Source organism: uncultured Chitinophaga sp., assembly GCF_902168175.1.
Taxonomy (GTDB): Bacteria; Bacteroidota; Bacteroidia; order Chitinophagales; family Chitinophagaceae; genus Chitinophaga.
The window spans coordinates 236,483-262,271 of record NZ_CABHOU010000076.1; the positions used below are offsets into that span (position 1 = coordinate 236,483).

21 protein-coding genes are annotated in these 25,789 nt (G+C 48.9%); 14 read left to right on the forward strand and 7 right to left on the reverse strand.

Going from position 1 to position 25,789, the window contains the following annotated elements; translation table 11 throughout:
* Positions 1–79: 79 nt before the first annotated feature.
* The 4 genes from QZT80_RS18265 to katG all read right to left on the reverse strand — a co-directional run bounded on the left by QZT80_RS18265 (position 80) and on the right by katG (position 3,734).
* Positions 80–460: a SnoaL-like domain-containing protein gene (locus tag QZT80_RS18265; protein WP_295125304.1), complete on the reverse strand. Its 381-nt coding sequence runs from the start codon at positions 458–460 to the stop codon at positions 80–82.
* A gap of 90 nt (positions 461–550) precedes the next feature.
* Positions 551–1,048, reverse strand: a complete 498-nt coding sequence (locus QZT80_RS18270) for an anthrone oxygenase family protein (protein WP_295125306.1) — start codon at positions 1,046–1,048, stop codon at positions 551–553.
* 10 nt (positions 1,049–1,058) lie between these two features.
* On the reverse strand, positions 1,059–1,349 hold the full coding sequence (locus QZT80_RS18275) for a cytochrome c (protein WP_295125308.1): 291 nt from the start codon (positions 1,347–1,349) through the stop codon (positions 1,059–1,061).
* Between the two features lie 114 nt (positions 1,350–1,463).
* Complete coding sequence (katG, locus tag QZT80_RS18280; RefSeq protein ID WP_295125310.1) at positions 1,464–3,734, reverse strand: catalase/peroxidase HPI; 2,271 nt, start codon at positions 3,732–3,734, stop codon at positions 1,464–1,466.
* A gap of 325 nt (positions 3,735–4,059) precedes the next feature.
* Between katG and QZT80_RS18285 the strand changes: the two genes are divergently transcribed.
* From QZT80_RS18285 to QZT80_RS18300, 4 genes are all read left to right on the forward strand, one after another.
* Complete coding sequence (locus QZT80_RS18285) at positions 4,060–5,193, forward strand: MBL fold metallo-hydrolase (RefSeq protein WP_295125312.1); 1,134 nt, start codon at positions 4,060–4,062, stop codon at positions 5,191–5,193.
* 337 nt (positions 5,194–5,530) lie between these two features.
* Positions 5,531–5,815 carry a hypothetical protein gene (locus QZT80_RS18290; protein WP_295125314.1) on the forward strand — a complete coding sequence of 95 codons (285 nt, stop codon included), beginning with the start codon at positions 5,531–5,533 and terminating at the stop codon, positions 5,813–5,815.
* A gap of 127 nt (positions 5,816–5,942) precedes the next feature.
* Positions 5,943–6,233, forward strand: coding sequence for a hypothetical protein (locus tag QZT80_RS18295; protein ID WP_295125316.1), 291 nt, complete (start codon positions 5,943–5,945; stop codon positions 6,231–6,233).
* A gap of 651 nt (positions 6,234–6,884) precedes the next feature.
* The gene (locus tag QZT80_RS18300; RefSeq protein ID WP_295125318.1) at positions 6,885–7,517 is read left to right on the forward strand and encodes a hypothetical protein; all 633 of its coding nucleotides are present in this window, start codon (positions 6,885–6,887) and stop codon (positions 7,515–7,517) included.
* Here QZT80_RS18300 and QZT80_RS18305 read toward each other — a convergent pair.
* Complete coding sequence (locus QZT80_RS18305) at positions 7,514–8,506, reverse strand: helix-turn-helix domain-containing protein (RefSeq protein ID WP_295125320.1); 993 nt, start codon at positions 8,504–8,506, stop codon at positions 7,514–7,516. The two genes, QZT80_RS18300 and QZT80_RS18305, sit on opposite strands and share 4 nt — an antisense overlap.
* Before the next feature lie 391 nt (positions 8,507–8,897).
* The gene (locus QZT80_RS18310; RefSeq protein WP_295125321.1) at positions 8,898–9,878 is read right to left on the reverse strand and encodes a c-type cytochrome; all 981 of its coding nucleotides are present in this window, start codon (positions 9,876–9,878) and stop codon (positions 8,898–8,900) included.
* Positions 9,879–10,254: 376 nt separating this feature from the next.
* Here QZT80_RS18310 and QZT80_RS18315 point away from each other — a divergent pair, with 376 nt between their 5' ends.
* From QZT80_RS18315 to QZT80_RS18355, 9 genes are all read left to right on the forward strand, one after another.
* A complete protein-coding gene (locus QZT80_RS18315; RefSeq protein WP_295125323.1) occupies positions 10,255–11,022 on the forward strand; it encodes a MerR family transcriptional regulator in 768 nt (255 codons plus the stop codon).
* A 145-nt stretch (positions 11,023–11,167) separates the two neighbouring features.
* Positions 11,168–11,752, forward strand: coding sequence for a sigma-70 family RNA polymerase sigma factor (locus tag QZT80_RS18320; RefSeq protein WP_295125325.1), 585 nt, complete (start codon positions 11,168–11,170; stop codon positions 11,750–11,752).
* Between the two features lie 65 nt (positions 11,753–11,817).
* Positions 11,818–12,972 (forward strand): FecR family protein, encoded by a 1,155-nt coding sequence (locus tag QZT80_RS18325; protein ID WP_295125327.1) that lies wholly within the window; start codon positions 11,818–11,820, stop codon positions 12,970–12,972.
* A 422-nt stretch (positions 12,973–13,394) separates the two neighbouring features.
* On the forward strand, positions 13,395–16,934 hold the full coding sequence (locus QZT80_RS18330) for a SusC/RagA family TonB-linked outer membrane protein (protein ID WP_295125329.1): 3,540 nt from the start codon (positions 13,395–13,397) through the stop codon (positions 16,932–16,934).
* 19 nt (positions 16,935–16,953) lie between these two features.
* Positions 16,954–18,420: a RagB/SusD family nutrient uptake outer membrane protein gene (locus tag QZT80_RS18335; protein ID WP_295125332.1), complete on the forward strand. Its 1,467-nt coding sequence runs from the start codon at positions 16,954–16,956 to the stop codon at positions 18,418–18,420.
* Between the two features lie 24 nt (positions 18,421–18,444).
* The gene (locus tag QZT80_RS18340) at positions 18,445–19,371 is read left to right on the forward strand and encodes an ABC transporter ATP-binding protein (RefSeq protein ID WP_295125335.1); all 927 of its coding nucleotides are present in this window, start codon (positions 18,445–18,447) and stop codon (positions 19,369–19,371) included.
* Positions 19,372–19,383: 12 nt separating this feature from the next.
* A complete protein-coding gene (locus tag QZT80_RS18345) occupies positions 19,384–21,705 on the forward strand; it encodes a Gldg family protein (RefSeq protein ID WP_295125338.1) in 2,322 nt (773 codons plus the stop codon).
* A gap of 5 nt (positions 21,706–21,710) precedes the next feature.
* Entirely contained in the window at positions 21,711–23,060 is a 1,350-nt protein-coding gene (locus tag QZT80_RS18350; protein ID WP_295125341.1) for a DNA mismatch repair protein, read from the forward strand.
* Positions 23,057–24,352, forward strand: coding sequence for a DNA mismatch repair protein (locus QZT80_RS18355; RefSeq protein ID WP_295125343.1), 1,296 nt, complete (start codon positions 23,057–23,059; stop codon positions 24,350–24,352). The genes QZT80_RS18350 and QZT80_RS18355 overlap by 4 nt, the downstream gene beginning before the upstream one ends.
* A gap of 89 nt (positions 24,353–24,441) precedes the next feature.
* On the opposite strand, the gene QZT80_RS18360 is transcribed toward QZT80_RS18355, so the two are convergent.
* A complete protein-coding gene (locus QZT80_RS18360) occupies positions 24,442–25,017 on the reverse strand; it encodes a ferritin-like domain-containing protein (protein ID WP_295125346.1) in 576 nt (191 codons plus the stop codon).
* Positions 25,018–25,268: 251 nt separating this feature from the next.
* Here QZT80_RS18360 and QZT80_RS18365 point away from each other — a divergent pair, with 251 nt between their 5' ends.
* Positions 25,269–25,691 carry a hypothetical protein gene (locus QZT80_RS18365; RefSeq protein WP_295125349.1) on the forward strand — a complete coding sequence of 141 codons (423 nt, stop codon included), beginning with the start codon at positions 25,269–25,271 and terminating at the stop codon, positions 25,689–25,691.
* Positions 25,692–25,789 lie beyond the last annotated feature (98 nt).

The window sequence follows — 25,789 nt, forward strand, 5'->3', positions numbered from 1 at the left end:
TAAAATGTCATCATAAAAACGAAGGCCGGACAGGAATAATCCCTGTCCGGCCCTCATATCAGTTTTACATGGCGTTAACTCAATAAAAGAATTGCTCCGATACAATCTTCCCATCTCTCACTTCGTACAACATAATCTGCTTAATCTGTATCCGCCCATGTTCCTTTACCGTAAGGTCCTTTTCGCGCACCACCGCGAAGTGATGTGCCGTAACGATCGGCGCTCCCGTATACAGATGATGTACTTCTTCAATCCCTTTCACAAATGCCTGCCCCTTCTGACGTACGGCCTCTTTTCCGGCTGCATAACCCATGTACGGCGAGTTGGGCGGGTCAATGCTCTTCACATCTTCCGAAAAGAATTCCTCTTGTATATCAAACCATTTCTCCTGCTGCGCCAGTTCATGGAAGCGGGCAGCTACCTGTTGGGTGCTAAGCAATGCTGTTTGTTCTTTTATCATGATGTTCTTTTTTATAAAATTACAGCGCGTGCGAATGACGAATGGGGCGGTAACCAGACTTTCTAAAGGGGCAATCCGGACAAGATGAGTTTACTTGTTTCCCCAACTGCAGGCGATGATCATTAACACCACAGTTACGAGCGAAAAGAAAGTACGGACATTATTCAGCATGTTCCACCTCGCCTCGAAGTTACGGCGGGCTGCGGCAATAGCTTCCGCTGTGGTACCTTCTACAGAAAACTTATCGAGGGCTTCGTTAAGTGGCACATTGCCGGCGGCGGTAACGCCAAATACGCCTGCAATGTATACCAGCGAAGCCGCTGCAACCAGCCAGAAACGGGCGGGCAAAGGGCGTTCGTACAACAAAAAGGCGGAGGCGGGTAACAGTAACAGGCAACCCATAAAGGAGATAAAGAACAACGGGTTCAGAATAGCCCTGTTCATGGCCTGCATGGCTTCCATAAAACCACGGTCGTTCAGCCTGCCAATGCCGGGCATTACGGATACAGACCAGGAGTAGAAAAGGCCGGCAACGAGGGCGGCTAGTACGGTAGCAATAATAAGCGTGAGGTAGGAAAGGTTTGACATATGTTTTAGATTAAAGTGTGCGTAATGATTTAATGTATTTTACCAGGAGTTGTACTTCTTCCGGTTTAAGCCTTTTGCCGAACGAAGGCATAATACCCTTGCCCTTACTGATCTGTTTCACGATCGACGAATCGGTGAGGAGGCTGGCTTTGAGATTACGGGCGCCAAACTTACCACGGTCACCGTTATCACCATGGCAGCCGGAGCAATGTTTGCTGTACAACACTTTCGCGGGCGCTTCGTTTTGGGTGGCCGGGTTCAGAAAGTTGCCGGCCAACATCAGGAAAATCCACTTTGTCATAAGGGTTAAATTTTATACAAAGTAACGGGCTGGCGAAGGGGGATAATAGAACGAAACCGACAAAAATGAAAAAGCCCCCGTTACCGGAGGCTCTTTCTATCAGAACATTATAAATTATGCAAGATCAAACCTGTCCAGGTTCATCACCTTTGTCCAGGCAGCTACAAAGTCTTTTACAAACTTGCCTTGTGCGTCTGAACTTCCGTATACCTCGGCCACTGCCCTTAGTTCGGCATTGGCGCCAAATACGAGGTCGGCGCGGGTAGCTGTCCATTTACTGCCGCCGTTAGTGCGGCTGGTGGCCTGGTACAGTTCTTTATCTTCCGAAGCTGCTTTCCATTCGTAGTTCATATCCAGCAGGTTGATGAAGAAGTCGTTGGTCAGTACGCCCGGTTTGTCGGTAAATACACCGTGGGCGGAGCCGTCGAAGTTGGTGTTTAAAGCGCGTAAACCGCCTACCAGTACTGTTAATTCAGGAATGGTGAGGGTGAGCAGGTTGGCTTTATCTACCAGTAATGATTCAGTAGATACCGGCGACTTCGATTTACGGTAGTTACGGAAACCATCGGCTGCGGGCTCAAGGTAACCAAACGATTCAACGTCGGTTTGCTCCTGGGAGGCATCTGCACGGCCAGGGGTGAAAGGTACTGTAATATCCTGTCCGCCGTCTTTCGCTGCTTTTTCAACAGCGGCAGCACCGGCGAGTACGATTAAGTCAGCCAGCGACACCTTTTTTCCTCCGGTGTTAAATTCCTTCTGAATGCCTTCGAGTACGTTCAGTACTTTTTGCAGTTGCGGGGGATTGTTCACCTGCCAGTAGCGCTGCGGTGCCAGGCGAATACGTGCGCCGTTAGCGCCGCCACGTTTATCCGTACCACGGAAGGTAGATGCAGAAGCCCATGCGGTAGCCGCCACTTCGGAAACGCTGAGGCCGGACGCGAGTACTTTCGCCTTCAGTGCCTTAATATCACTTTCATCTATTAATGCATGATCAACAGCCGGAATAGGGTCCTGCCAGATCAATACTTCCTGCGGTACTTCCGGGCCCAGGTAACGGGCGCGTGGCCCCATATCGCGGTGTGTTAATTTAAACCATGCACGGGCAAACGCATCGGCAAACGCATCCGGGTTTTCCAGGAAACGGCGCGATATCTTTTCGTAAGCCGGGTCAAACCTTAAGGAAAGGTCGGTGGTAAGCATGGTGGGCAGATGTTTTTTGGAAGCATCGTACGCATCGGGAATAATGAGGTCGTTGGTTTTGGCCACCCACTGGTGTGCGCCGGCCGGACTCTTACCCAGTTCCCATTCAAAAGCGAACAGGTTTTCGAAGAAGTTATTGCTCCACTGCGTAGGTGTTTTCGTCCACGTTACTTCCAGTCCGCTCGTAATCGTATCGGGGCCTTTACCCGAATTGTAGCTGTTATGCCAGCCCAGTCCCTGCGATTCTATACCAGCCGCTTCCGGTTCTTTACCCACATTCGATGACGGTGCAGCCCCGTGCGTTTTGCCAAAGCTGTGCCCACCGGCGATCAGGGCTACGGTTTCTTCATCGTCCATCGCCATGCGGCCGAATGTATCACGTATATCTTTAGCCGCTGCAATAGGGTCCGGATTGCCATCAGGCCCTTCGGGGTTTACATAGATAAGCCCCATTTGTACGGCAGCCAGTGGTTTTTCGAGGTTGCGGGATTTATGCGGATGTCCGTCCGCGTTATCGTCTGCTGATACCACGCCATGATCTTTAGGCACGCCCTCTGAGCCATCCTCGTAACGGATGTCGCCGCCCAGCCAGGTGGTTTCGGAACCCCAGTACACCGCTTCATCCGCTTCCCATACGTCGGCACGGCCGCCGGCAAAACCGAAGGTTTTAAAGCCCATCGATTCCAGTGCCACGTTGCCCGTAAGGATCAGCAAATCTGCCCAGGAAATCTTTTTACCATATTTTTGTTTAATAGGCCACAACAGTCTGCGGGCCTTATCCAGGCTTACGTTATCGGGCCAACTGTTAAGCGGCGCGAAGCGTTGCTGGCCTGCACCAGCGCCACCACGGCCATCGCCTACACGGTAGGTGCCTGCACTATGCCAGGCCATACGGATAAACAAGGGGCCATAATGCCCGAAGTCTGCCGGCCACCAGTCCTGCGAGTCTGTCATGAGTGCATGAAGGTCCTGCTTTACTGCTGCCAGGTCGAGGCTCTTAAAAGCCTCGGCATAATTAAAATTTTCATCCATCGGGTCGGATAAGGACGAATGCTGGCGAAGGATGCTAAGTTTTAACTGGTTAGGCCACCAGTCGCGATTCCGGGTGCCACCACCGCCAACATTCTGTTTCATGCTTCCATTATGGAATGGACATTTACTGAGGTCGTTTGAGTCTTTTCCCATTTTTCTGAGTTTAGGATGTGGAATGAATATCTTAATTGCACTGGTCGCAGTGCAGGTTGGTCAAAAGTATGATAATGGGAATATAAGTTAAATCGATTAATCCTATAACAAAATAGATGGAAACTATGAGCAGGCATTATGTTATAGATGGAGAAGCTTTACTTATGTAAGGAGTAAGCTGCCATGGACTTTTAATTTACCTTCACGGGCGCTTAATGATGGAAGGAACGCTAAAATAGTGGCCAGCCGCACTGCCATTACCCTGAAAGCCGTATAACCGCTGGGGAAAGTCGTACCTTTTGCCCCGCAAACAAGCCGAGTGACGATGAAAAGATTTAAAAGGTTATTGAAATGGACAGCGATTATCACCCTTTGCCTGCTGGTATCAGGTGCCCTGGTGATATCGGGTTACATGCAACAGGCTAAGTTCGGTGCTGCTCCGTCCGGTAAGCGACTCACGCAGATCGCTACGTCCCCTGAATATAGGTCCGGTAAATTTCACAATACGGTCGAACGGCCCTCTTTAGCGGAGGGTCACACTTTTTGGGGTGAATTAAACGATTACTTCTTCGGCAAACATCCGCGACGCAGCCCCAGGGCACAGGTCCCGTCCATTAAAACAGACCTGAGCTCGATACCCCGCGATTCGAACGTTGTTATATGGCTGGGGCATTCCACTTGTTTTATCCAGGCCGATGGGATACGTTTTTTAACTGATCCCTCCCTTAGTGGCAATGCTTCTCCCATACCCGGTACAGTACCCGCTTTCAGGGGTGCGAACATTTACTCGCCCGACGATATCCCTGATATCGATTACGTACTCGTATCACACGATCACTATGATCATTTCGATTATGAAACCATGCGTAACCTGAGAGGCCGGGTAAAACATGTAGTCTGCGGCCTCGGTATCGGCGCTCACCTCGAACGCTGGCACTACAGCCCCGAACAGATTATTGAACGTGACTGGCATCAGCAGGCGGTATCCGGCAACGGAGTACTTATCTACACGGAAGAAGCCGCGCACTTTTCAGGCCGTACGTTTATACAAGACCGCGCTCTTTGGGTATCTTTCGTCATCCAAACGCCCTCCACCCGTATTTTTTATAGCGGTGATGGTGGTTACGGTAAGCATTTCGCCACCATCGGGGCTAAATACGGCCCTTTTGATCTTGCACTGATGGAATGCGGGCAATACGATAAAGCCTGGCATTACGTACACCTGTTGCCCGAAGAAGTGGTGAAGGCATCGGTAGACGTAAAGGCAAAGCAGGTATTGCCGGTACATAACTCCAAGTTCCAGTTAGCCAAACATCCCTGGGATGAACCACTGGAGAAGATGTTGGCGCTTTCTGCGGGTAAGCCTTACCGCCTCGCTACGCCTATGATCGGCGAACCCTTTAAAATAGGGGATACCACCCACCGGTTTACACAATGGTGGAAGTACGAGGTGTATTAGTTTTATACGGGTATCTGTTCCACCAGCATTTCGTGCCCTGCTTTATCGCAGCATGCCTGGCCGGGGCAGTAGCGTTGTAATCATTTGCACCGTAATAGCCGGTATGGCCATCCGTTACAAAGGTTTCATAATAAGTGCCCCCTAAGTGCTTAATCTACCTGGTATAGGCAGGGAGATCGGCGCCTGATTTAACTTTGCTCTATTGTAAACATAGTTGTGTTTTTTGGGAAGATGCAGGACATGCCTTGGCATTTCTTAATAGCTGTAGGGTAACAAAGTTGTTCTGCCGTTGATATACCTGTGAGCGATCGATATTCCGAACCTTAAACATCACATTATGAAAGCTTTTGCTATCGTTTTTACATTATCCCTTTTTAGTGCTACCGCCTTTTCACAGGTAAAAACATCCGTATCGGTGGTGACCAAAGGTGGCGGGGGAGCAGCGGCCGCATCTTACGCAGCAACCGGCAGGGCTATCGCACCATCCGATACCACTAAAACTCGTCCGAGGCAAACCCCCAATACATCTTTCGGGCAGCGTGCTTACATGGCTAAAGACGGCAACCCGCTTTACCAGGGTGGTGGATTGGCGGGGGATAATCCGTTGTATAAAAGAGATTAAATAAGTAGTGATTTTTAGTTAGGGGCACTGACAATATTTTGTCGGTGCCTTGTTGTCGGTGTTGCCGTAAAATATTTTTGTGGTATCAGATATTTCGTAAATTAGTGCTGTAAAAAATGGTGTAATAATGATCGCAACTATCACACAAACCGAATTGATGGCCGATGAGAAAAATATCATCATAAAGGCCTTTGATGATGCTACCGATAACTATTGGAAAACAATCACCGAAATTGCTGAAGAAACATCCATTTCATTGGAGCATGTGTTTAAAATAATCTATTCTTCCGATGAGTTTATAGAATCCTCCTATTGCGCTCCGGATGGTCAGCATCGTTTCTCTACCTTAACAGCATTCAGGAAAAAAGCATCTTTTTTTGAGAAGCTGAGGGGTGCCATTAATAATAGGATCGATTAGCGCCAGGCGTTAGATTATCATCGTTTCCCGATATCTTTTTTGTCCATTTTATGTTAATATTCCAACCACCCATTATTTGCTGCATTTTAGGTGCAGTAGCTGTTCAGCTCCTCCAGGTTATTGAAACGTCTAAATTACCCAGGAAAAAAAGGCAGGATTATACGTCGCTACAGTTTTACTTCAACCTGTTGTGTTCTATTGGTATTGCCGGCATTATAGGATACATCTACTTCGATGGAGATCATTCATATGGTAAGATCGTCTATTTCCACACCGGGGTGTCATCTCCGGTCCTGGTAAAGAAATTGTATGCCCGTATGCCGGCAGTTGTCAGGGCGAAGAGTTAGGGATGGCTTCTGGCAATTTGCGGCCGTAAGAGCGGGCCGGGTTGTGGTGAATAGTAATATTATGTGTGCCGGGTATCCTGGTGCGCCCATGCCCTTATGGCCTCAAAATTTGATCTGCATTATTTGAGGAAGGGGAAGGCCTGATCCGGGGGCGGGTCAATCAATATTAGTTCCTCAGTACGCGACCGTTACCCAACCGTCACGGAACCGTCGATTCTCCAATTTGTCGTAAATCACGCATATAAAAACACACATCATGCACATTCAAACGGCAAAATACAGCCGATCTTTGTAGAAAAACAACATGATACAAACGTCATTCAATGCAATATCTACAGGGGCTACCGGCATGTTCGGGAAGCAGGTGGTGATGTACGTGCGGAACGGCCGTCAAATCATTGCCAAAGCGCCCCGTAAGCGCCCGGGAAAAGGTACAGCGGGGCAGGAGCGTACCAAGGCCGACTTCAGGCTGGCTACGGGCTGGTCGGCCCGGGTACGTGCTAACAATGAGCTGCGTAGCTGGTACCTGCCCGGAGTAGCGGGTGGTAAAAACGTACATAACCTTTCTATTGCCGATTACCTGGTAGCGCCGGTAATACACGATGTGCAGATAACCGGCGGCCGCATCGCCATCAGCGCTTCTGATAACTTCCGTGTACATACCGTTACTGTTGCTATATCCGATGCTGCGGGTACAGTCCTTGAAACTGGCCTTGCAGTCAATATCGGAGATGATAACTGGGAATACCTGCCTGCGACCCGCGGGTTACAGGGCTGTACATTGCTGGTGACAGCCCGTGATTTACCAGGCAATGAAACGCAGTTCGAAAAGGAGTTGTTAGCGGGGGCGCCATCGCCGCGTATCACCGTTTGCAGGGTAGCGCGTACATGCCGGCAGCCTGTGTTAATGAACGATTCGCTTGCCAATACTGGTTAGTATTCACTTTTAGCCCGCCTGTATTCCTCCGGGGGGCAGCCTATTTCCTCCCTGAAGCTTCTGCCAAAAGCGGCGGCGTTTTTGTACCCTAGTTTATAGCTTATTTGCTGAACGGTATAGTCTGTAGTAAGCAACAGCACACAAGCTTCCCGCGCCTTCAATTTCTTTTGCAGGCTGGGCCATCCGCAGCTATACACTATTTTGACGCCTTCGGCAAAGTGCCGAACGGGTATGTCCAGTATTTTTGCCGCCAGCTTAATGTCGTGGTACAGCATGCCTTCTTTTCCCAATTTAACTTCTGCATGCTTTAATTTTTCGAGTTGTACGTCCGTTAACCGGTAAGGCCTGTGCTTCAGCACCTTTTTACTTTTAGACTGCTTCACGTATATGAGCAGCAGGTCCTGGATAGTCCAATCCATCAACAGTTTCCGATGCCCGTCCTTTTCAATGCAATGGGTAATCCGGTTAAGTAACATGCTGGTGTTTAACCACGTTTTTACCAATGGCATTACCCATCCTTCCTCTTGTCGCTGCTGCACCCGCCGCAATAGTTCTTCCATATCCTGCCGCCCATGACATGCCAGTACCAGCAGCTCTTCTGTAATATGCAGTTTTAGTGTAGTGCAGTTGCCTTCCGGTACAGTTATTTCGTGTTTTCCCGGCGACAGGTAATAGATATAGGCCGTTTTAGCAAAATGCTCAAGCTTTCCTAATTGACTATGCTGCATCACCATATTGCCTTCCAGCGTATAAGAGAGTACGATCACTGGTCCATCGTTTTCGATCACAAGGGTAGTGCTGCTAACCATCTGGAAGCAATGTTTCGTCAGCAGGTACTGCCTGCCTTTTTCCACCTGTTGTAATATGCTTCCAAAAGGCCCTGTCATCGCTTCTACATCAGCCATTGTAATAAGCCGGTGGTACGGATGCGGATATGGTATATGTTCAATACTGACTCCCTCAAGGTCCTTGGTCGGCCTGAATTTCATGGAAATGGTTTTGGGTGACGAATATGCTGAGAATGGTTAAGATGGAGTACATCGAATTTATGGAATAGGAGTGGTTTGGCAAAAAAGATTTGTCGTAAATCACGCATATCATTTCACACTTGATGCTAATTGGAATAGTGGGGAAAGGCGGAAATTTGCAGAGTTGATGGGGACGAGGCAATAGCAGGAGTACGCGTCAACAATAATAGAAATAAAGACCTGCCGCAAGGTAGTTCTCACACCCGGGGAAATAGTTCCCGGTAGTTCTTTGACATATTGGTAATACGCATGCGGGAGGCTGCTGCATGCGTAAGAAAAGGTAACACGGCGTATTGTCTATATATACAAAGAGCCGGGTTAATGCCCGGCTCTTTCTTATCACGATCGTTGTTTACTTCTTGTCGTACTTATAACGCTCTACCTGGTGTTTAATCGGTGTTACGCTTTTCAGATAAGCGTAAATCGCTTCCAGATCGGTGGTGGTCATACCTGCGTACATGCTCCAGGGCATTGGGCTGTTAAGCTCGCCCGGGTTGAGTTTGCGTGGAATAAAACCACTGTCGGTGTAGGTTTTGAACTTTTGGACAAATACTTCTTTCGTCCAGTCGCCGATACCGGTTTCTTTGTCGAAAGTGATATTGGGCGAGGTTACTGCGCCGCCTGGCTGGCGGAATTCCATGCCGCCGCCTAATTCGGTGCCGGCAATTACAGCGCCTTTATCGGTTTTACTGTGACAGTCGATACAGCCGGTAGCGTTTATCATGTACTTGCCGTAGGCTACCTGGTCGGCAGGATCGGGCCTTTTAGACAGTTCTGCTTTGGCAGGCATAGTGTTGATCAGGAAGTTAACCGGGAAATCGGCTACCGATGCGGGAATATCTTTGGCGATAGGGGCCAGGCTGCGGATGTATGCGATGATGGCGTAGATGTCTTCTTCGTCCATACGACCAAAGCGGTGGTAACCCATGATCGGGAATAAGGCTTTGCCGTCTTTATTTACGCCCGTGGTTACAGCGCGGAATATCTCCCCGTCTGTCCAGCTACCAAGTTTATAGGGGGTGATGTTAGGGGCATAGAAGGTGCCCGGGAATCCCATGTCCTTGTTGAAAGGTTCGCCGCCACCACCGAGGTTGTCGGCAGTCATTGGGCCACCGAATTTAGACCAGTCGCGGGAACTGTGGCAATCCATACATACGGCCACATGGTGGGCCAGGTAACGGCCACGTTCTACCCGTTCGGGTGTACGGTCGATTTTAATAGTGGGCGCTTCGCCAACATTCGGCAGGGCTGTTTTAACATAAGTGCCTGTGGCAGCAATTCCAATAATAATAACGAGTAAAATGATCCCAATGACCTTTAACGCTTTTTTCATGATGTAGTGTAGTGAGTTGTGATTTACTAACGCGTATAAATAGTTGATGCTCCGTAAATTTTGGTCGTCTGTGGGGAATGCACAACATATCTCATCCACCCCGGGAGGGGAGAAGTTGGCCGGTATAGGGCCTGCTAAAACACTAAATTCCTTAAACAGATGTAGCCTTATGGCTATTCTCGAACCGTAATGATAATACAAAGTTAGAAGAAGATCTATAGTTTGTATTGAATAAAAGCGCCATTTTTTTTAAATACGTATTTATACGTATAGGCGTGCTTACCCTGATTTTCTTTTAAAAAAGTGAAATTAGCCCTTGACTCTAACCTTACGTCATACCCTATATTTGCTGTTGTTAAAGGTATAAATCCAAACGATGGACAACTATTCTGTAAAAAAGCTGGCCAAGCTGGCGGGTGTAAGCGTGCGCACCTTACACCTGTACGATAAAATGGGCTTACTTAAACCTTCCGTCCGCACCGAGGCCAGGTACAGACTGTATGGTGAAAAGGAACTGCTCCGTTTACAGCAAATCCTTTTTTACAGGGAACTCGATTTTCCGCTCAAAGACATCTGTACGGTCCTCGACGATCCTGCATTTGATATCGTGCAGGCGTTGGAGGGGCATAAGACCGCTTTGGCGGCAAAAAAGGAGCGTATCAACACATTGATTGGCACCATTGACAAAACATTGGTAACACTTAAAAACAATGCTATGTTACAGGTAGAAGATTTATACGAAGGCATCCCGCGCGAAAAGATGGATGCCTACAGGGAAGAAGCCATGTCGAAATGGGGAAAGGACACCATCCTCGAAGTAGAAGATACGCTTCGCAGTTTCAGCAAACAGGAAATGGATTCGCTGAAGCAACAGTTGAACGATCTTACAGCACGGCTGGTCACACTCATACCAAAAGGGCCGGAACATGAAGACGTGCAGCAATGTATCGAACAACGTTACGGGATCATCCTCCGTTTAACGGGAGGGAAAATAGCACTCGGCAAACTGGAGTACTTCAGGAAACTGGGTGAATTGTATGTGGCCGATAACCGTTACACGCCCGTTAATGGCATGCCAAGTATGGAACTGGCGGTGTTTATTAAAGATGCGACGGAGTATTATGTGAAAAGAAAACAGGGATAAACGGGAGAGCCGGCTGCTACGCCGGCTCTCTTATTACTATCGTTACTACCATTTTTCTGATGTCGCTTATACAAACTTGCGCCGCTGTGCATACACCCGATCTCTATTTTCCCTACTTTTACCCTGGTGAATGCAAGGGTGAATATTGTCATGTGAATCTACAAATACCGACCAGGACCTGATCAACCAAATAGCCGCAGGGTCAGAAGAAGCCTTTGGAATCCTGTTCCAGAGGCACTGGGAGCGTTTATATCTTTCCGCCAGCCGCAAACTCGGCGACCCTGAACTGGCCCGCGAAGTAGTACACGATGTATTTATGGACCTCTGGCGTTTACGCGGACAGCGTGACATCACCAACGTGCCCGCCTATCTCGGTAAAGCACTTTACAACCGGGTCATTAACAAACTCGTTGGCAAAAAGGACACTTACTTCTTTGATATACTTGAAACCCACGGCCAATCGCTTTACGAAGCCGATCAGTCTTTATTGGAAAAAGACCTGCTGGGGTTAATCAGCGCCTGGATAGCGGTGTTACCCGAAAGGAGAAGGGAAATCTTTGTCCGCCATTACTTTGATCATCTTACCACCCAGGAAATAGCCGATAGTATGGGCATTTCGCAAAAAACGGTACAGAACCAACTGAGTATCGCTACCCAATACCTCCGCGCCAATTACGGGCATTTACTGCCGGCTTTACTGCTGATGCAGGCCTTTATCTCAAAAAAATAAAAAAAACCGGGTGATGGACGGGAAGAATGTTCTTTTTCCTTGTCTATATAACTAAACACCAGGTTGTGATTACACCAGATCAGGAAGATATTGAACACTATTTCGAGGTGCTGGAGCGGTATAATACCGGTACAGCCAGCCCCGAAGAGGTAGTATTTGTTGAACGATATATGGAGTTGCTGGAGCATCGCGCCCCGGTACCGCAGGATTTTGCATTAAGGAAGGATGATATAGGTAAGGAAATCAAAAACCAACTATTTAATGCAATTAACCAGGAAACAACGCGCCCGGTCATTCACCGGGTGCACTTCCTGCGCCGTTACTGGCTGGCCGCGGCTTCGGTGTCGTTGTTTATTGGTCTGGGCGGTTACATCGCCTACCACAACCAGCAAAACACTCCACAAATTGTACAACAGGCACCATTGGATGTATTACCCGGTAAAACAGGCGCTATACTCACGCTTTCTAATGGAACACAGTTACTGCTCGATAGCCTCGGTAATGGCGTAGTAGCTACGCAGGCGGGCGCTAATGTAAGTATACAGAACGGAGCCCTGGCTTACGATGTAAATGGTAAAGACGCCGTATCTAATACCGTCACCACGCCGAAAGGAAGGTTGTTTGAGGTAGTACTGTCCGACGGTACGAGGGTTTGGCTAAATGCGGCCAGCAGCCTTACTTACCCGGTTGCCTTTAAAGGGAACGAGCGCATAGTGAGCATCACCGGGGAGGCCTACTTTGAAGTGGCAGCCGATGTAAAGCGGCCATTTAAAGTAAAAGTGAATGAGGAAACGGAAGTACTCGTACTGGGCACCAGCTTTAATATCAATGCTTATTATGACGAGTCGCAGGTGAGTACCACACTGGTAAATGGGGCGGTGAAAGTACAGAACGGAGCCAATGGTAAAGTGCTGAAGGCAGGCCAGCAGGCTAATATCGTGGTAGGCAGCCGCGATGTAGTGGTAACAGCGGCGAATATAGACGAGGTAGTGGCCTGGAAGAACGGCAGTTTTGCGTTTAACGGGGCCGATATACAGGTAGTCATGCGCCAGTTGGCCCGCTGGTACAACATTGATGTAACTTACGACGGTATACCGGAAGGTACGTTTAGTGGGGAAATTGACAGATCACTTACACTGGACCAGGTACTGAAAGGCCTCGCAAAAACACGTATCCATTATAAAATTGAAAAAGGAAATAAAGTGGTGATTCAACCATAGTGGTCAACAATAAAAAAAACCGGGAGCAAAGATTGGCGTCCTACCCCGGTTCCGTTTCGTTCTTAAACAGGTGTCTTAAAACAGCCTATTACTAACTTAAACAATGTAAAAGTATGAAAATTTAGATTCATTTCATCCCTGCTTATCCTCACCCGTAAGGGAACCAAGTACAGCGCGCTGGTGTATGGCCCGCCCGCTAAGAATGAAAATCAACCAGGTCGAAACAAACAGCAGCAACAAAACAGTAGGGGAGCAAAGATTGGCGTCCTGTCCCCACTGCAAATTTTGCCAGCGTTAAAAGGTGTCTTAAGCCGCAATTATTAACACTTAAACAGATCAGTATGTTATTGAAGGATCATGTGATCCCCGTGCTTCGTGCGTGTGCGCGGGGTACAGGCAAATCAACCAAAAGAAAATCAACCATGAGATTAATTGCTGTCATATTATGTGCTTTAGCGATGCAGGTGAGGGCTCAGTCAATGGCGCAAACAATTACTTACACAGGCAAATCGGTAGCATTGCAAACCGTGTTCGCCAGTATTAAAACACAAACAGGGTATAAGTTTTTTTATAGGAATGAAGATTTGGCAGGGTTGCCTGCGGTAACCGTACAGCTGAAAAATGCTACGCTCGAAAAGGCCATGCAGCAAGTACTTGCCGGGCAGCCGCTCGATTATTCGATAGAAGGTAAAACGGTATTTGTGAACCGGATACCACAAGTGGAAGGAGTGGCCGTGGCCGTGCAGGGGGGAACAGGAGAAGTACGGGGTGCTATCACAGATGGCAAAGGTATGCGATTGCCCGGCATTACCATACTGGCAAAAGTAAGCCGGTTAATAACGGTGAGTAACGATGCCGGCGAATTTGTACTGCCGGGTGTAGCGGGTAACGATACATTATTGTTTAGCAGCATCAACTACGAAGCATTAACGCTGCCGGTTTCCTTTACCTCGCATTTGGCGGTGGTGCTTCGCCCGCGGATTACCGCCTTATCTACCGTTACGGTGTACAACTCCGGCTACCAGCAGGTGTCTAAGGAAAGAGCGACAGGCGCTTTTGAACTGGTGGATATGAAAGTGTTCCAGAACCGCGTGGTGACAAACGATATCATGACGCGCCTGGATGGACAGGTGCCGGGCCTTACCGTAATGCCTGGTAAATTTGAACAGGCCAAAAGCCGTAACGGTGTTACCACTAATAAGGTAGTAGTGCGTGGGATAACAACCGTAAATGGAGTTTCGGAGCCCGTTTATGTAGTGAATGGCGTCATCGTAAGCGATTTCTCGAACGTAAACCCACAGGATATTGAAGATATTACTGTGCTTAAAGATGCATCGGCCGCCGCGATTTACGGCGCACGTGCCGCCAATGGCGTTATCGTAGTGCATACTAAAGAAGGAAAGAAGAAACAGTCGCTTACCATTAATTACAGTGGCAACTATGCTTACCAGGGGAAACCGGATTTCGACTACCTGCCGTTGATGAATTCTAAGCAGTATATCCAGGCTGCCCGTGAAACTTTTGCGCCGGAGGTGTATCCTTACGAAACGTTCGCTTACAGGTTTATGTCGCCGCACGACAAAATATTGTATAATGAATACCGCGGCGTTATATCCGGCGCTACTGCTAACAGTCAGCTCGACAGCCTTTCTGGTATTAATAACCGGTCGCAGATCACTGACCTGTTTTACCGTAATGCCATGCAAACCAATCATACGATATCAGCTGCGGGTGGAACGGATAATTATTCGTTTTACGCCTCACTGGGGTATACAGGCAACCAAAGTGTTACGCCCGGACAAAGGGATAATACCTACCGGTTCAATCTTACGCAGAACATGAATATTGGCAAGAGGGTTGCCATCAGCCTTAATACTTCGCTGATCAATAATCTTACAAGCGCTAATGGAGGCCAGCAGGCTGGTATTACGTTCCTGCCTTACCAGTTATTTAAAGACGCGGCAGGTAACGAGATCAATATGACCTCACTGATGGGCCAGAACGACTCTATCAGGGCGGATTACCAGGCAAGAAGCCGCGTGAATCTCGATTATTTCCCTTTGCAGGACCGCCAGTACTCTTCCATGAAAACGAACAACCTGTTTATGAACGTTACGGCCGACGTAAATGTGAAGTTATGGAAGGGATTGAGTTATTCGGGCGTTTTCGGTTATGTTAAAAACCCCGGGACCAACGAATATTACAACGATCACCAGTCGTATTCGCAACGTAACCAGTTAGTGAACTTTACCATAGCGCCAACGGTGAATTCCGTTCCCCAGTACTTAATTCCATCCACAGGGGGTGAATACACCACCATGCATACCGAGCAGCGTAACTGGACGGTACGTAACCAGCTGGTGTATAATGCATCGCCAAGGATGGGGAAAGACAGGGTGTCGGTACAGGTAGGGCAGGAAGCACAACACAACTTCAGTTCCAATAAAACAACTACCCTGCTGGGCTATGAACGCGACCTGGGCACATACGCCCTCATTGACTACGTTACATTGAGCAAGCCCATATTTGGCACTGTGCCCGGTTTCGCGATGCTCAATTCACGGCCTTACAATGTGTCGCAAAACCTCGACCGCTTTAGCTCTTACTTCGCACTGGCCAGTTACACCTATGACGGAAAGTATACGCTGGACGGAAGTTGGCGCCGCGATCACAGTAACCTGTTCGGCAGCGACATATCTGCCCAAAACAAACCGTCCTACAGCATCGGTGCAAAATGGCAGATCAGCAACGAAGCTTTTATGATGCCTGTTACCTGGATCGACGAACTAGCGGTGCGCGGCAGTTACGGTATTACCGGTAATACGCCTTTTGGCGGTGGTACCTCCAGCGATATCCTGGTGGCACTCCCACAGGCTCAAAGTGGTGGCGTAGCCGGCGACGCGTTGAGGGTAGATCGAATTGCTAACCCTAAACTTTCATGGGAGGCAACCCGTACGATCAACCTGGGTATCGATTTTGGTTTCCTGAACAGAAGGATCAGCGGGGGACTGAACTTCTACCATAAGAACACCAGCGACCTGCTGGGTAATCTCCGACTGAACCGTTTCTCCGGTTTCGATATTACCTATGGCAACCTGGGAGAGATGGAAAATAAAGGTATAGAACTTGGTCTGCGCAGCACCAATCTGCAGTTGGGCGACTTTAGCTGGACGAGCAGCCTGGCTATAGCGCATAACAGCAATAAGCTTAAATCGCTGGGCGTAACCACTGCCACCTCGTACTCTAATACTTTAAACGGAAGATTGTATTCTAACTATATACAGGGTTATTCTTCACAAACACTGTTCGCATTAAAGTTTGCAGGGCTTGATGATATGGGTGATCCGCAGATCTATCTCGCTGATAAATCTATTACCAAAACACCCAATGTGGCAACAGCGAAAGACCTGGAATATATGGGTACTACGCAACCGGTATTAAACGGTGGCCTGGGCAATACCTTCAGTTATAAAGGACTGAGCCTGTCATTGAACATGGTATACAGTTTTGGTCATAAAATGCGTAAAGACGTTAACACTTTCTACAACGGATTAGTGTCAGGCGGCGGCGGACTTGCCGGCCAGAACCTGAACTCCTATTTCCTCGATCGCTGGAAGCAACCGGGTGATGAAACAAGGACAAATATTCCTTCGTACGTCGCGGATGATTTTACCCATTACTCACGCCGCTCTACGATGTATTACACCTACGGCAATATCAACGTAGTAAATGCCTCTTACATTAAACTGCGCGATATCACGCTGGGTTACGACCTGCAGCCTTCTGCACTGCGTTTACTGAAAGTACAGCGTGCGAATATTTTTGTGCAGACCACCAACTTTATGGTTTGGAAAGCAAATCGTGATAATATCGATCCCGAGTTTATCGAGATGCGCGGAGGGGGAAGGGTAGTGCCGGCTTCCAGGCACGCTTACAATGTTGGCGTTAACGTAACGCTTTAATTCAACTAAACGAACGATCATGAAGAAGTTAATATATCCGCTTATATATATCGCCTGCTCAATGCTGACGTCGTGCAGCGACAGTTTCCTGGAAGTAGTACCGATGGGCCAACGTGTGGCATCTACCACGGCCGATTACGACCTGTTAATGAACAATATGGATTTTTACCGCGATCAGTCCTACAGCATTAATGGCTGGCTGGAGCCGCAACTGATGGGGGATGAGGCAGCCGCTTCCGGTGCTTACCTGATGCAAAGCCCTGTACACGCTGTTCGCCTTTTTCAGTGGCAGGGAACTGTTTACCAGCAAAACGACCAGATACCAACATTCCTGCGCTCATCGGTGACGAACATCTACACCTTCAATAAGGTGATAGCAGAAGTAATGGATGCCACCAATGGTACAACTCAGCAAAAGGAAATATTACGTGCCGAAGCGCGTGCCAGCCGTGCCTGGACTAATTTCCAGATGATCAACTATTACGCGAAACCTTATGCGGCCGCAACAGCAGCCACCGATCCGGGTTTTCCTATTATTGATAAGGCAGATGCAACGATACCCTCGTACAACCGCGGTACTGTACAGCAGATGTATGATTTTATCATCAGTGATTTAACTGAAGCGATCAAGGTATTACCTGTAACCCCGCGTATCCGCACCCGTTTTTCCAAAGCAGCGGCAGAAGGTTTGCTGGGTAAGGTGTACCTGTTTATGGGGCGTACCAGTGATGCGCTGCCTTTATTAAATGCAGCCTTCGCCGACCTGGCGCAAAGCGAAGTAAAACTCTACGATTACAATGTTACGCTGGGTCCGAACGGCACCTTTTTGCCCGCCGATCCCAATTATGGTCCCGCTGGCCCCGGTAACGATTTTAACGACTTTACAGAAGATATCCTGTCTAAAATATTTACCAACGATCCGCAGTCGCCGTGGTACGTTACCACCCGCGGCCTGGGTTTAACCGCACAGGCAGCCGCATTGTTCGATAGCCGCGACCTGCGCCTGAAACTATATTCATCTAACACCGTAGATGGTACACCAGACCCCAATGGCCTGTTACGTAAATACGGTGTACGTTACTCCCGCTTTGGCTTACAGTTGTCAGAACTGTACCTGCTGCGCGCCGAGTGTAAAGCCCGCCTCGATGATTTAACAGGTGCTGTAGCCGACCTGGAAATGCTTCGCCGGAACCGTATGCCCGCTGATGCCTATGCGGTACCAGCAGTTGCTGCGGGTGATAAAAATGCGCTGGTGCACTTCGTGATCGACGAACGTATCCGCGAGTTTGCGCTCGAAGGTTACCGTTGGTTTGATATGAGGCGCTTGTCGGTGGACCCGCTGTTTGCAGGCATTACCTTTACCCACACCGTGTATAACGCAGATGGTACGGTAAGCAACTATACACTGCAACAACCCGACCGCCTGGTGATGCAGATCCCGGAACTATTTATACTCAGCAACCCCGGTATGCAGAACAACCCATAATTCAACAGACATAAAGCAATAGTTATGACGAGCATTGTAAAGCTCGAGCACTTGTCGCATAAATATGCAAGTGCCTGGGCAATCCGTGACATTAACATCGAAATAAAGCAAACGGGTATAGTAGGTTTACTCGGCTCCAATGGGGCCGGTAAATCTACCACCATGAACATTTTGTGTGGTACGCTTAATCAAACAGAAGGCAATGTGTACATCAATGGCATTGATATGCGGAAGGAGCCTGAACTGGCCAAAACGCAGATCGGCTTCCTGCCGCAGCAGGCACCTTTGTACATGGACCTTACCGTAAGTGAATACCTGCAATACTGCGCAGACTTAAGGATGATTCCCAAAGAACAGATGAAAGCAGCGTTGAAAGAAGCCATGGAGCGTTGCGGTATCGCGCATTTTGCCGAACGCCTGATCCGCAACCTTTCCGGCGGGTACCGCCAGCGTGTGGGCATTGCCCAGGCCATCATCCACAAACCTAAACTGGTAGTGCTGGACGAACCAACCAATGGTCTTGATCCCAACCAGATTACAGAAGTGCGTGGACTGATACGGGAAATTGCACGGGAACGTGCAGTGGTATTCTCTTCCCATATTTTGTCGGAAGTGCAGGTGTTGTGCCAGGAAATTACCATGATCGAAGGCGGTCGCGTGGTGTTTGCCGATACGATGGACGCGTTCAATAACTACATCGCACCGCACAGTATTTTGATGGATGTGGAAAACCCGCCGGCCGAAGCAGCGTTGCTGAGCATACCAGGTATAACCGGCGTAAACTTTCTTACACCGAGGCAGGCGCGGGTGTATTTCAGCGGCGACCAGGAAATAGTAGAGCGCCTGGTAGCGGCCAGCGTACAACAGGGCTGGAGGCTGCGTGGCATCCAGCTTGAAAGGAACGCACTGGACGAAATATTTAAACAACTTTCCAAACACTCATCTCAATAATACGCGGGAGCAATGAAGACGATATTTAAGATAGCGAAAACGGAGATCAGGCAACTGTTTTATTCACCTATTGCCTGGTTTTTACTGATCGTATTTATGGTACAATGCTCACTGGCCTACGCCCAGGTAATAGACGATTATGCCAGGCGGCAGGAGTTGGGCGGGGCAGCCATGACGTCGATGAAGGAACTTACTTCATGGATATTCAGCGTGCGTTACGGCATATTTCGCGGTATCATGCAAAACCTGTACCTCTATATCCCCCTGCTTACCATGGGGCTCATCAGCCGCGAAACCAGCAGTGGTACCATTAAGCTGCTGTACTCGTCACCCGTAACAGTGACGCAGATCGTGTTAGGAAAGTATGTGTCTATGCTCATATACAGCCTGTGCATGCTGGCGGTTATTGTATTCCTGATGATCGTGGGCAGTTTTAATATACAGTCGGTGGATGTAGGCCTGATGATTACTTCGTTGTTCGGTTTTTACCTGCTGTTATGTACGTATGCTGCTATCGGCCTGTTCATGTCCAGTCTTACTACCTACCAGGTACTGGCGGCCATCAGTACGTTCGTAATGATCGGTTTCCTGAGTTATGTAGGCGACATGTGGCAGCGGTACGATTTCATCCGCGACCTCACGTATTTCTTATCGCTTACGGGACGAACAGAGAACCTGCTGGCAGGGCTTATCAGTTCCAAGGACGTGCTGTATTTTCTGCTGATCATTTACATCTTCCTGTCGCTTACCATACTGAAGATGAAAGGAGGCAGAGCGCCGAAGCCGCTGGCTGTGCGGAGTGGCTGGTATGCGGCTGTAATCGTTTCAGCGTTGCTGATAGGTTACGTTACGTCGCGGCCCGCAATAACAGTTTATTTTGATGCCACCCGTGTGAAGAGCCAGTCGCTATCGCCACGCGTAAGAGAGATCGTGGAGGAGCTGGGCGACGATAAGCTGGAAGTTACCGCTTATGCTAACCTGCTTGGCGGCCAGTATCACCTTGGTTTGCCACAATTAAGGAACAAGTACCTTTCCCTCTGGGAACCCTATGTGCGTTATAAGCCGGATATTTCCTTTAAGTACGTAAGTTACTGGGATAGTTCTTATGCCACTGGTCCGTTCATGATGATCCAGCCACCGGGTCAAAAGCCACAGACGCTGAGGGAGCAGGCAATTAGTATGGCAAAGAATTTCGATTACGAACTGTCCGACTATAAAACGCCGGAAGAAATGCGGAAGATCATCGATTTAAGGCCTGAGCATACGCGTTTTGTGATGCAGCTTAAGTACAAAAACCGCACAACATTCCTGCGGGTGTTCGATGATATGGATGTTTTCCCGAAGGAACCCGAAATAGCCGCCGCTTTTAAACGATTGCTGGACGCTAAGTTCCCTAAAATCGTATTCCTCACCGGCAACCTCGAACGCAGTCCGTACAAGTCCGGCGACAGGGAATACCAGTACCTCGCTAATTATAAAGTATTCCGCGAATCATTCGTCAACCAGGGCTTTGATGTAGATACCGTATCGCTGGAACATGCCAATATACCTGATGACGCTACCGCCCTGGTAGTGGCAGATCCCAGGGTGGCATTAAGCGCCGTAACGATCAGTAAGATCAGGGATTATGTGAACCGTGGCGGCAACCTCGTAATAGCAGGTGAGCCAGGCAAAGCGGATATCGTGAACCCGTTGTTGAACATGCTGGGTGTGCAAATGATGGAGGGCATCATTGCCCAGCCGGATCCGCAATCCACCCCCGATATCGTACGCAGCGAACTGGCTGCCGCCTCACAGGCACTGTCCGGCACAACGGCGCGCGGATACAGGAATAAAGGTATTGTGCTGATGATGGGCGCGGCGGGTTTAACTTTCTCGTCAGATAGTGGTTTCACTATCGCACCGGCGCTGGTCACCAACCCGGAGTTCAGTTGGTTGAAAAAGGGACAGATGGTTACCGACTCGGCAGCGGTTGAATTCGACGCGGCAGCAGGCGATGAACGAAAAGTGTTCCCGGTTGCATTGATGTTGACAAGGAAAATCAATAACAGGGAGCAGCGCATTTTCGTAGCAGGCGACGCCGACTTCTTAAGCGGCAGGGTAGGCTCGCAAAACATGCCGCCTGTAATGAACTTTGGGTACAGTACCGGTATTTTCAGTTGGCTGAGCGACGGCCAGTACCCGATTGAGCCCAATCGTCCGGAAAGCAAAGACCGTAGACTAAACATCAGTTCCGACGGCGTGAAGCCATTGCGCATCATGATAGCATGGGTGGTGCCCGGTCTTATGACCATACTGGCGGCGATTATATTGATCAGGCGTAAAAGAAAATAAACACCATGTTATTCTCCACAGATAAACAAACACTGGACGACCTGAACATATTCGGGAAACATGGCGGAACATCGGTGTATGAAATTTATAACCGAACACTTACCCGTGGCGGTGCAGCGGAGCTGGAACAAATGTTCCGGCATCCGCTGGCCGTAGCTGCGGATATTAACCGTCGCAGCAGCATCATTCAATATTTTGCCGGAACCGGCCTTCAGTTTCCTTTTGATGCAGCCGACCTCGAAGTGACCACCAATTACCTGGGCAACCGTGATGTACGAACGCAGTTGGACCCGGAGGATACTTCGGTGGCGAGGAAGCTGGGCCACCTCTTGGCCAGGGATGGCGATACCGACCAGGTGTACAGGGGCGTAAAGGCATTTGTATCCATACTAAAAAATGCACATCGTTTCCGGCAAGAGTTAAACCTGCCTGCAGGCCATGCATACGAAAGCGATGCCGCAGTAATAGCAGAAATACTGGCCGCACCTGAATGGCAGCCCGTACTGGCACATACAGGCACTAACATATCACATGAACAGGCAGCGGGGTGGGATGTACTATTCCGTTTCCGGCACAGCCGCGAATTGCAGTTGCTGTTAGGTTGTATTTACCGGCTCGATGTGTACATATCTGTTGCCACGGTCGCCCGCGAACGCGGGTATGCATTTCCTGCAGGTCTGCCCCCCGAACGGCCAGGCCTTGTGATCAGAGGATTGTATCATCCGGCTGTGAAGAATGCAGTGGCAAACGATGTACGTATTTCCCCCGAAGGAAATGTAGTGTTCCTCACCGGCGCAAACATGGCGGGCAAATCTACCTTTATGAAATCGCTGAGCATCGCCTTATTACTGGCACATGCCGGTATGCCGGTGGCGGCCTCGCAAATGGAGTTCGCAGTACTCGACGGTATGTACACCACCATCAACCTGCCCGATAACCTGGGTATGGGTGCCAGCCATTTTTATGCAGAAGTAATGCGCGTGAAAAAGATGGCGCAGGAACTGGCGGCAGGTAAAAGACTATTCGTGCTGTTTGATGAACTGTTCCGCGGTACCAATGTAAAAGATGCGTACGAGGCTACCATTGCTATCGCCGAAGGATTTGCCCGCAAACATGGCAGCCTGTTCGTAATTTCCACCCATATCGTAGAGGCAGGGCCTGTGTTAAAGGAGCGGTGCAGCAATGTACACTTCGTATACCTGCCTACCTATATGGACGGAAACCGTCCCGTTTATCCTTACAAGCTGGAAAACGGCATTACCAACGATCGGCACGGTATGATCATCATCAATAATGAAGGCATCCTGGATATATTAAGATCAGGCTTAGAAAAAATGCAAAACAAAGGGTCATGAGTTTTATAACCGACAAACAAACACTGGAAGATCTGAACCTGCTCGGCAAGTTCAAATCACAATCCGTGTTCAGCCTTTTTAATCACGTTAAAACTGCAGGTGGCGAAAGACTGCTGGAGCAAATGTTCCTGCATCCGCTAAGTAATCCGGCAGACATAAACGACAGGACCGCCATCTTCCGTTATTACCAGGCGCAGGCGCTTGTATTTCCTTTTTCTAAAGAGGAATTTCAACTGGCAGAAAACTACCTCGACGGTGGTGGCGCAGGAAATTACATAGGTGCAGTGGCGGGCATTTTGCAGAAAAAGGTGATGAGCAGCCTTGTGCGCGATGTTCGTTTCGGTGAATTGTATGCCGGCCTACAGGCCACTATCGGTCTGCTACAAAAGCTTACCGCATTTTCCGCGTTATTAAAACCCGGCAATGCCGAAGCGGAGGCACTTAAAGCTTTGCTGTCGGATAATCGCTTAAAAGCCGTTATACAGGCAAAAGGCCCGCGGTTAGCGGAGGTGATTAGTTACGATTATTTGTTGCGTACAAAAATGCGCCCGCAAATGGAGCGCATGTTACAGACGGTGCATAAGATGGATGTATACATAGCAGTAAGTGATGTAGCCCGCGCCGGCTATTATTGTTATCCGCAAGCCCTTGAGGCCGATCAGCAAAAGGCGGAGATCAGGGACCTGCGTCATCCTGCTTTGGCTAAAGCCATTCCCAATTCTTTGTCGCTGAACAGGGAAGGGAACCTGCTTTTTCTCACCGGGGCGAACATGGCTGGCAAATCCACTTTTATGAAATCGTTCGGCATGGCTGTTTACCTGGCGCATATGGGCTTTCCGGTGGCTGCCGCGCAAATGGAGTTCTCTGTACGCGACGGGCTTTATACTTCTATTAACGTGCCCGATAACCTGCAAATGGGGTACAGTCATTTTTACGCAGAGGTGCAAAGGGTTAAAACCGTAGCTGAAGCCGTGAGCCGCGGAGAACGCCTGATCGTGATATTCGACGAACTCTTTAAAGGCACTAATGTGAAGGACGCTTACGACGCTACACTGGCTGTGTCGGCTGCGTTCGGCGCGTACGGGACCTGCCTTTTCATTATTAGCACCCACATTATTGAAGTAGGAGAGGCGCTGCGTGAAACCGGCAGCCGGGTATTATTCCGCTACCTGCCTACCGTGATGGACGGTGCCGTGCCGCGGTACACGTACCAGCTGGCCGAGGGTATTACCGAAGACCGGCAGGGCATGCTGATCGTTCAGAATGAGGGGATACTTGAATTGTTAAGTTGACAGAGGTAAAGGCATTATTATATACAAGAAAAAGGCCAGCGTTTACACTGGCCTTTCCTGGAAATTATTACTGCGATGTTTAAACTTGTTTATTCTGCCGCCGCTTCTTCATTAATGCTGCCTACTGCAATTTCAGTAAGCGCCACGTCGGTTTGCTTTTCGTTATCGAGCGTTTGTTGCAGTAATTGCACCACTTCGGTGTGGCCCATATTTTCTGCAAAAGTTCTAAGTGTGCCGTACGTGCCGATTTCGTAATGCTCCACTTTCTGTGCTGCGAGAATGAGTGCGGCATCACGTATCATTGTACCTTTCTCTGTGTCTTCAATAATTGAAGTGGCTTCGGCCAGCAGGCCTTCCATTGCATCGCATTTTTTAGCTACGGCTTTTTCCCCAAGCGATTCGAACACTTTTTCCAGTGTCACCACATGTTGTTGTGTTTCCTGCGTGTGTTTTTCAAACGCAGCTTTCAGTTCGTCGCTGGTAGCCGCTTTTTGCATTTTGGGGAGCGCCTTTACCAGGTGTTTCTCCGCCCAGTAGATGTCCTTCAGTTCGTCAACGAAAAATTCATGGAACTCTGAGTTTTCCATTTTGCCCGTTTTTCCTGCGGGTTTAGAGGCGGATGACTTGCTTTTTGAAGGCGTTGTTTTGGTGCTTGTGTTTGCCATAATAGTTAGATTTATATTTACGTATCTGGGTTCAAATCACGTGCCCACAATCAAGCTCTCCAAATTCCCGGTACATTCGTGGTGTTTCGTCCCCAAGCGGGGAAGCGTATGATGATTTTGATTGAAACTGAATGTAGTGGCGGTCCCGGCAGTACCGGCCGGCATAATTATTATTGTTTAAAAGATGAAACACAACTTAATGCAGGCGGGCGATCTGGCCCTTTTGTTTTGTAACTCAAATACCGGAAAAGATGAAACTCACACGCACTATGATCGATAGCATAGCAGGCACCACAGCAATGACTCTTTTAAGTTATTATATTTCTGACAAGAAAAACAGGAATTACAGCGAGCCGGAGCTGCTGGCAGCTATGGTGCGTAAGCGGGCACCGGGGCTCAGTAAAAAGGCCGCCCTCACGGCAGGTTGGGGTATGCATTACGCCATTGGTATAGGCATGATGGCCGCTTTTCGTGGCATTTCAAAGAAAGGCGGTCTGGCGCGGCCGCTGATTTACGGGGTGGCTGGCGGTTTGTTAGGCATAGCCGCCTGGAAAGCCATGTTTAAAAAACACCCCAATCCACCATCAGCCGATCGAAGCGGTTTTTACAAACAACTGCTGCCGGCACATATCGTTTTTTGCCTGCCCCTGCTCTGGGACGACCACGAGAAGTAGCAGGTCTGCATTTTACGGCTATTTGTGCAGTAAGCCTATACATCCTATATTGGCACTTTTAGTGATGGCTGATGTTCCCAAAGCGGGGAAACACGAAG

What these genes read in the sequence shown, in the direction of transcription:
- QZT80_RS18265 (WP_295125304.1), bottom strand. Translation starts at nt 460, where the DNA reads ATGATAAAAGAACAAACAGCATTGCTTAGCACCCAACAGGTAGCTGCC.
- QZT80_RS18270 (WP_295125306.1), bottom strand. Translation starts at nt 1,048, where the DNA reads ATGTCAAACCTTTCCTACCTCACGCTTATTATTGCTACCGTACTAGCC.
- QZT80_RS18275 (WP_295125308.1), bottom strand. Translation starts at nt 1,349, where the DNA reads ATGACAAAGTGGATTTTCCTGATGTTGGCCGGCAACTTTCTGAACCCG.
- katG (WP_295125310.1), bottom strand. Translation starts at nt 3,734, where the DNA reads ATGGGAAAAGACTCAAACGACCTCAGTAAATGTCCATTCCATAATGGA.
- QZT80_RS18285 (WP_295125312.1), top strand. Translation starts at nt 4,060, where the DNA reads ATGAAAAGATTTAAAAGGTTATTGAAATGGACAGCGATTATCACCCTT.
- QZT80_RS18290 (WP_295125314.1), top strand. Translation starts at nt 5,531, where the DNA reads ATGAAAGCTTTTGCTATCGTTTTTACATTATCCCTTTTTAGTGCTACC.
- QZT80_RS18295 (WP_295125316.1), top strand. Translation starts at nt 5,943, where the DNA reads ATGATCGCAACTATCACACAAACCGAATTGATGGCCGATGAGAAAAAT.
- QZT80_RS18300 (WP_295125318.1), top strand. Translation starts at nt 6,885, where the DNA reads ATGATACAAACGTCATTCAATGCAATATCTACAGGGGCTACCGGCATG.
- QZT80_RS18305 (WP_295125320.1), bottom strand. Translation starts at nt 8,506, where the DNA reads ATGAAATTCAGGCCGACCAAGGACCTTGAGGGAGTCAGTATTGAACAT.
- QZT80_RS18310 (WP_295125321.1), bottom strand. Translation starts at nt 9,878, where the DNA reads ATGAAAAAAGCGTTAAAGGTCATTGGGATCATTTTACTCGTTATTATT.
- QZT80_RS18315 (WP_295125323.1), top strand. Translation starts at nt 10,255, where the DNA reads ATGGACAACTATTCTGTAAAAAAGCTGGCCAAGCTGGCGGGTGTAAGC.
- QZT80_RS18330 (WP_295125329.1), top strand. Translation starts at nt 13,395, where the DNA reads ATGAGATTAATTGCTGTCATATTATGTGCTTTAGCGATGCAGGTGAGG.
- QZT80_RS18335 (WP_295125332.1), top strand. Translation starts at nt 16,954, where the DNA reads ATGAAGAAGTTAATATATCCGCTTATATATATCGCCTGCTCAATGCTG.
- QZT80_RS18340 (WP_295125335.1), top strand. Translation starts at nt 18,445, where the DNA reads ATGACGAGCATTGTAAAGCTCGAGCACTTGTCGCATAAATATGCAAGT.
- QZT80_RS18345 (WP_295125338.1), top strand. Translation starts at nt 19,384, where the DNA reads ATGAAGACGATATTTAAGATAGCGAAAACGGAGATCAGGCAACTGTTT.
- QZT80_RS18350 (WP_295125341.1), top strand. Translation starts at nt 21,711, where the DNA reads ATGTTATTCTCCACAGATAAACAAACACTGGACGACCTGAACATATTC.
- QZT80_RS18355 (WP_295125343.1), top strand. Translation starts at nt 23,057, where the DNA reads ATGAGTTTTATAACCGACAAACAAACACTGGAAGATCTGAACCTGCTC.
- QZT80_RS18360 (WP_295125346.1), bottom strand. Translation starts at nt 25,017, where the DNA reads ATGGCAAACACAAGCACCAAAACAACGCCTTCAAAAAGCAAGTCATCC.
- QZT80_RS18365 (WP_295125349.1), top strand. Translation starts at nt 25,269, where the DNA reads ATGAAACTCACACGCACTATGATCGATAGCATAGCAGGCACCACAGCA.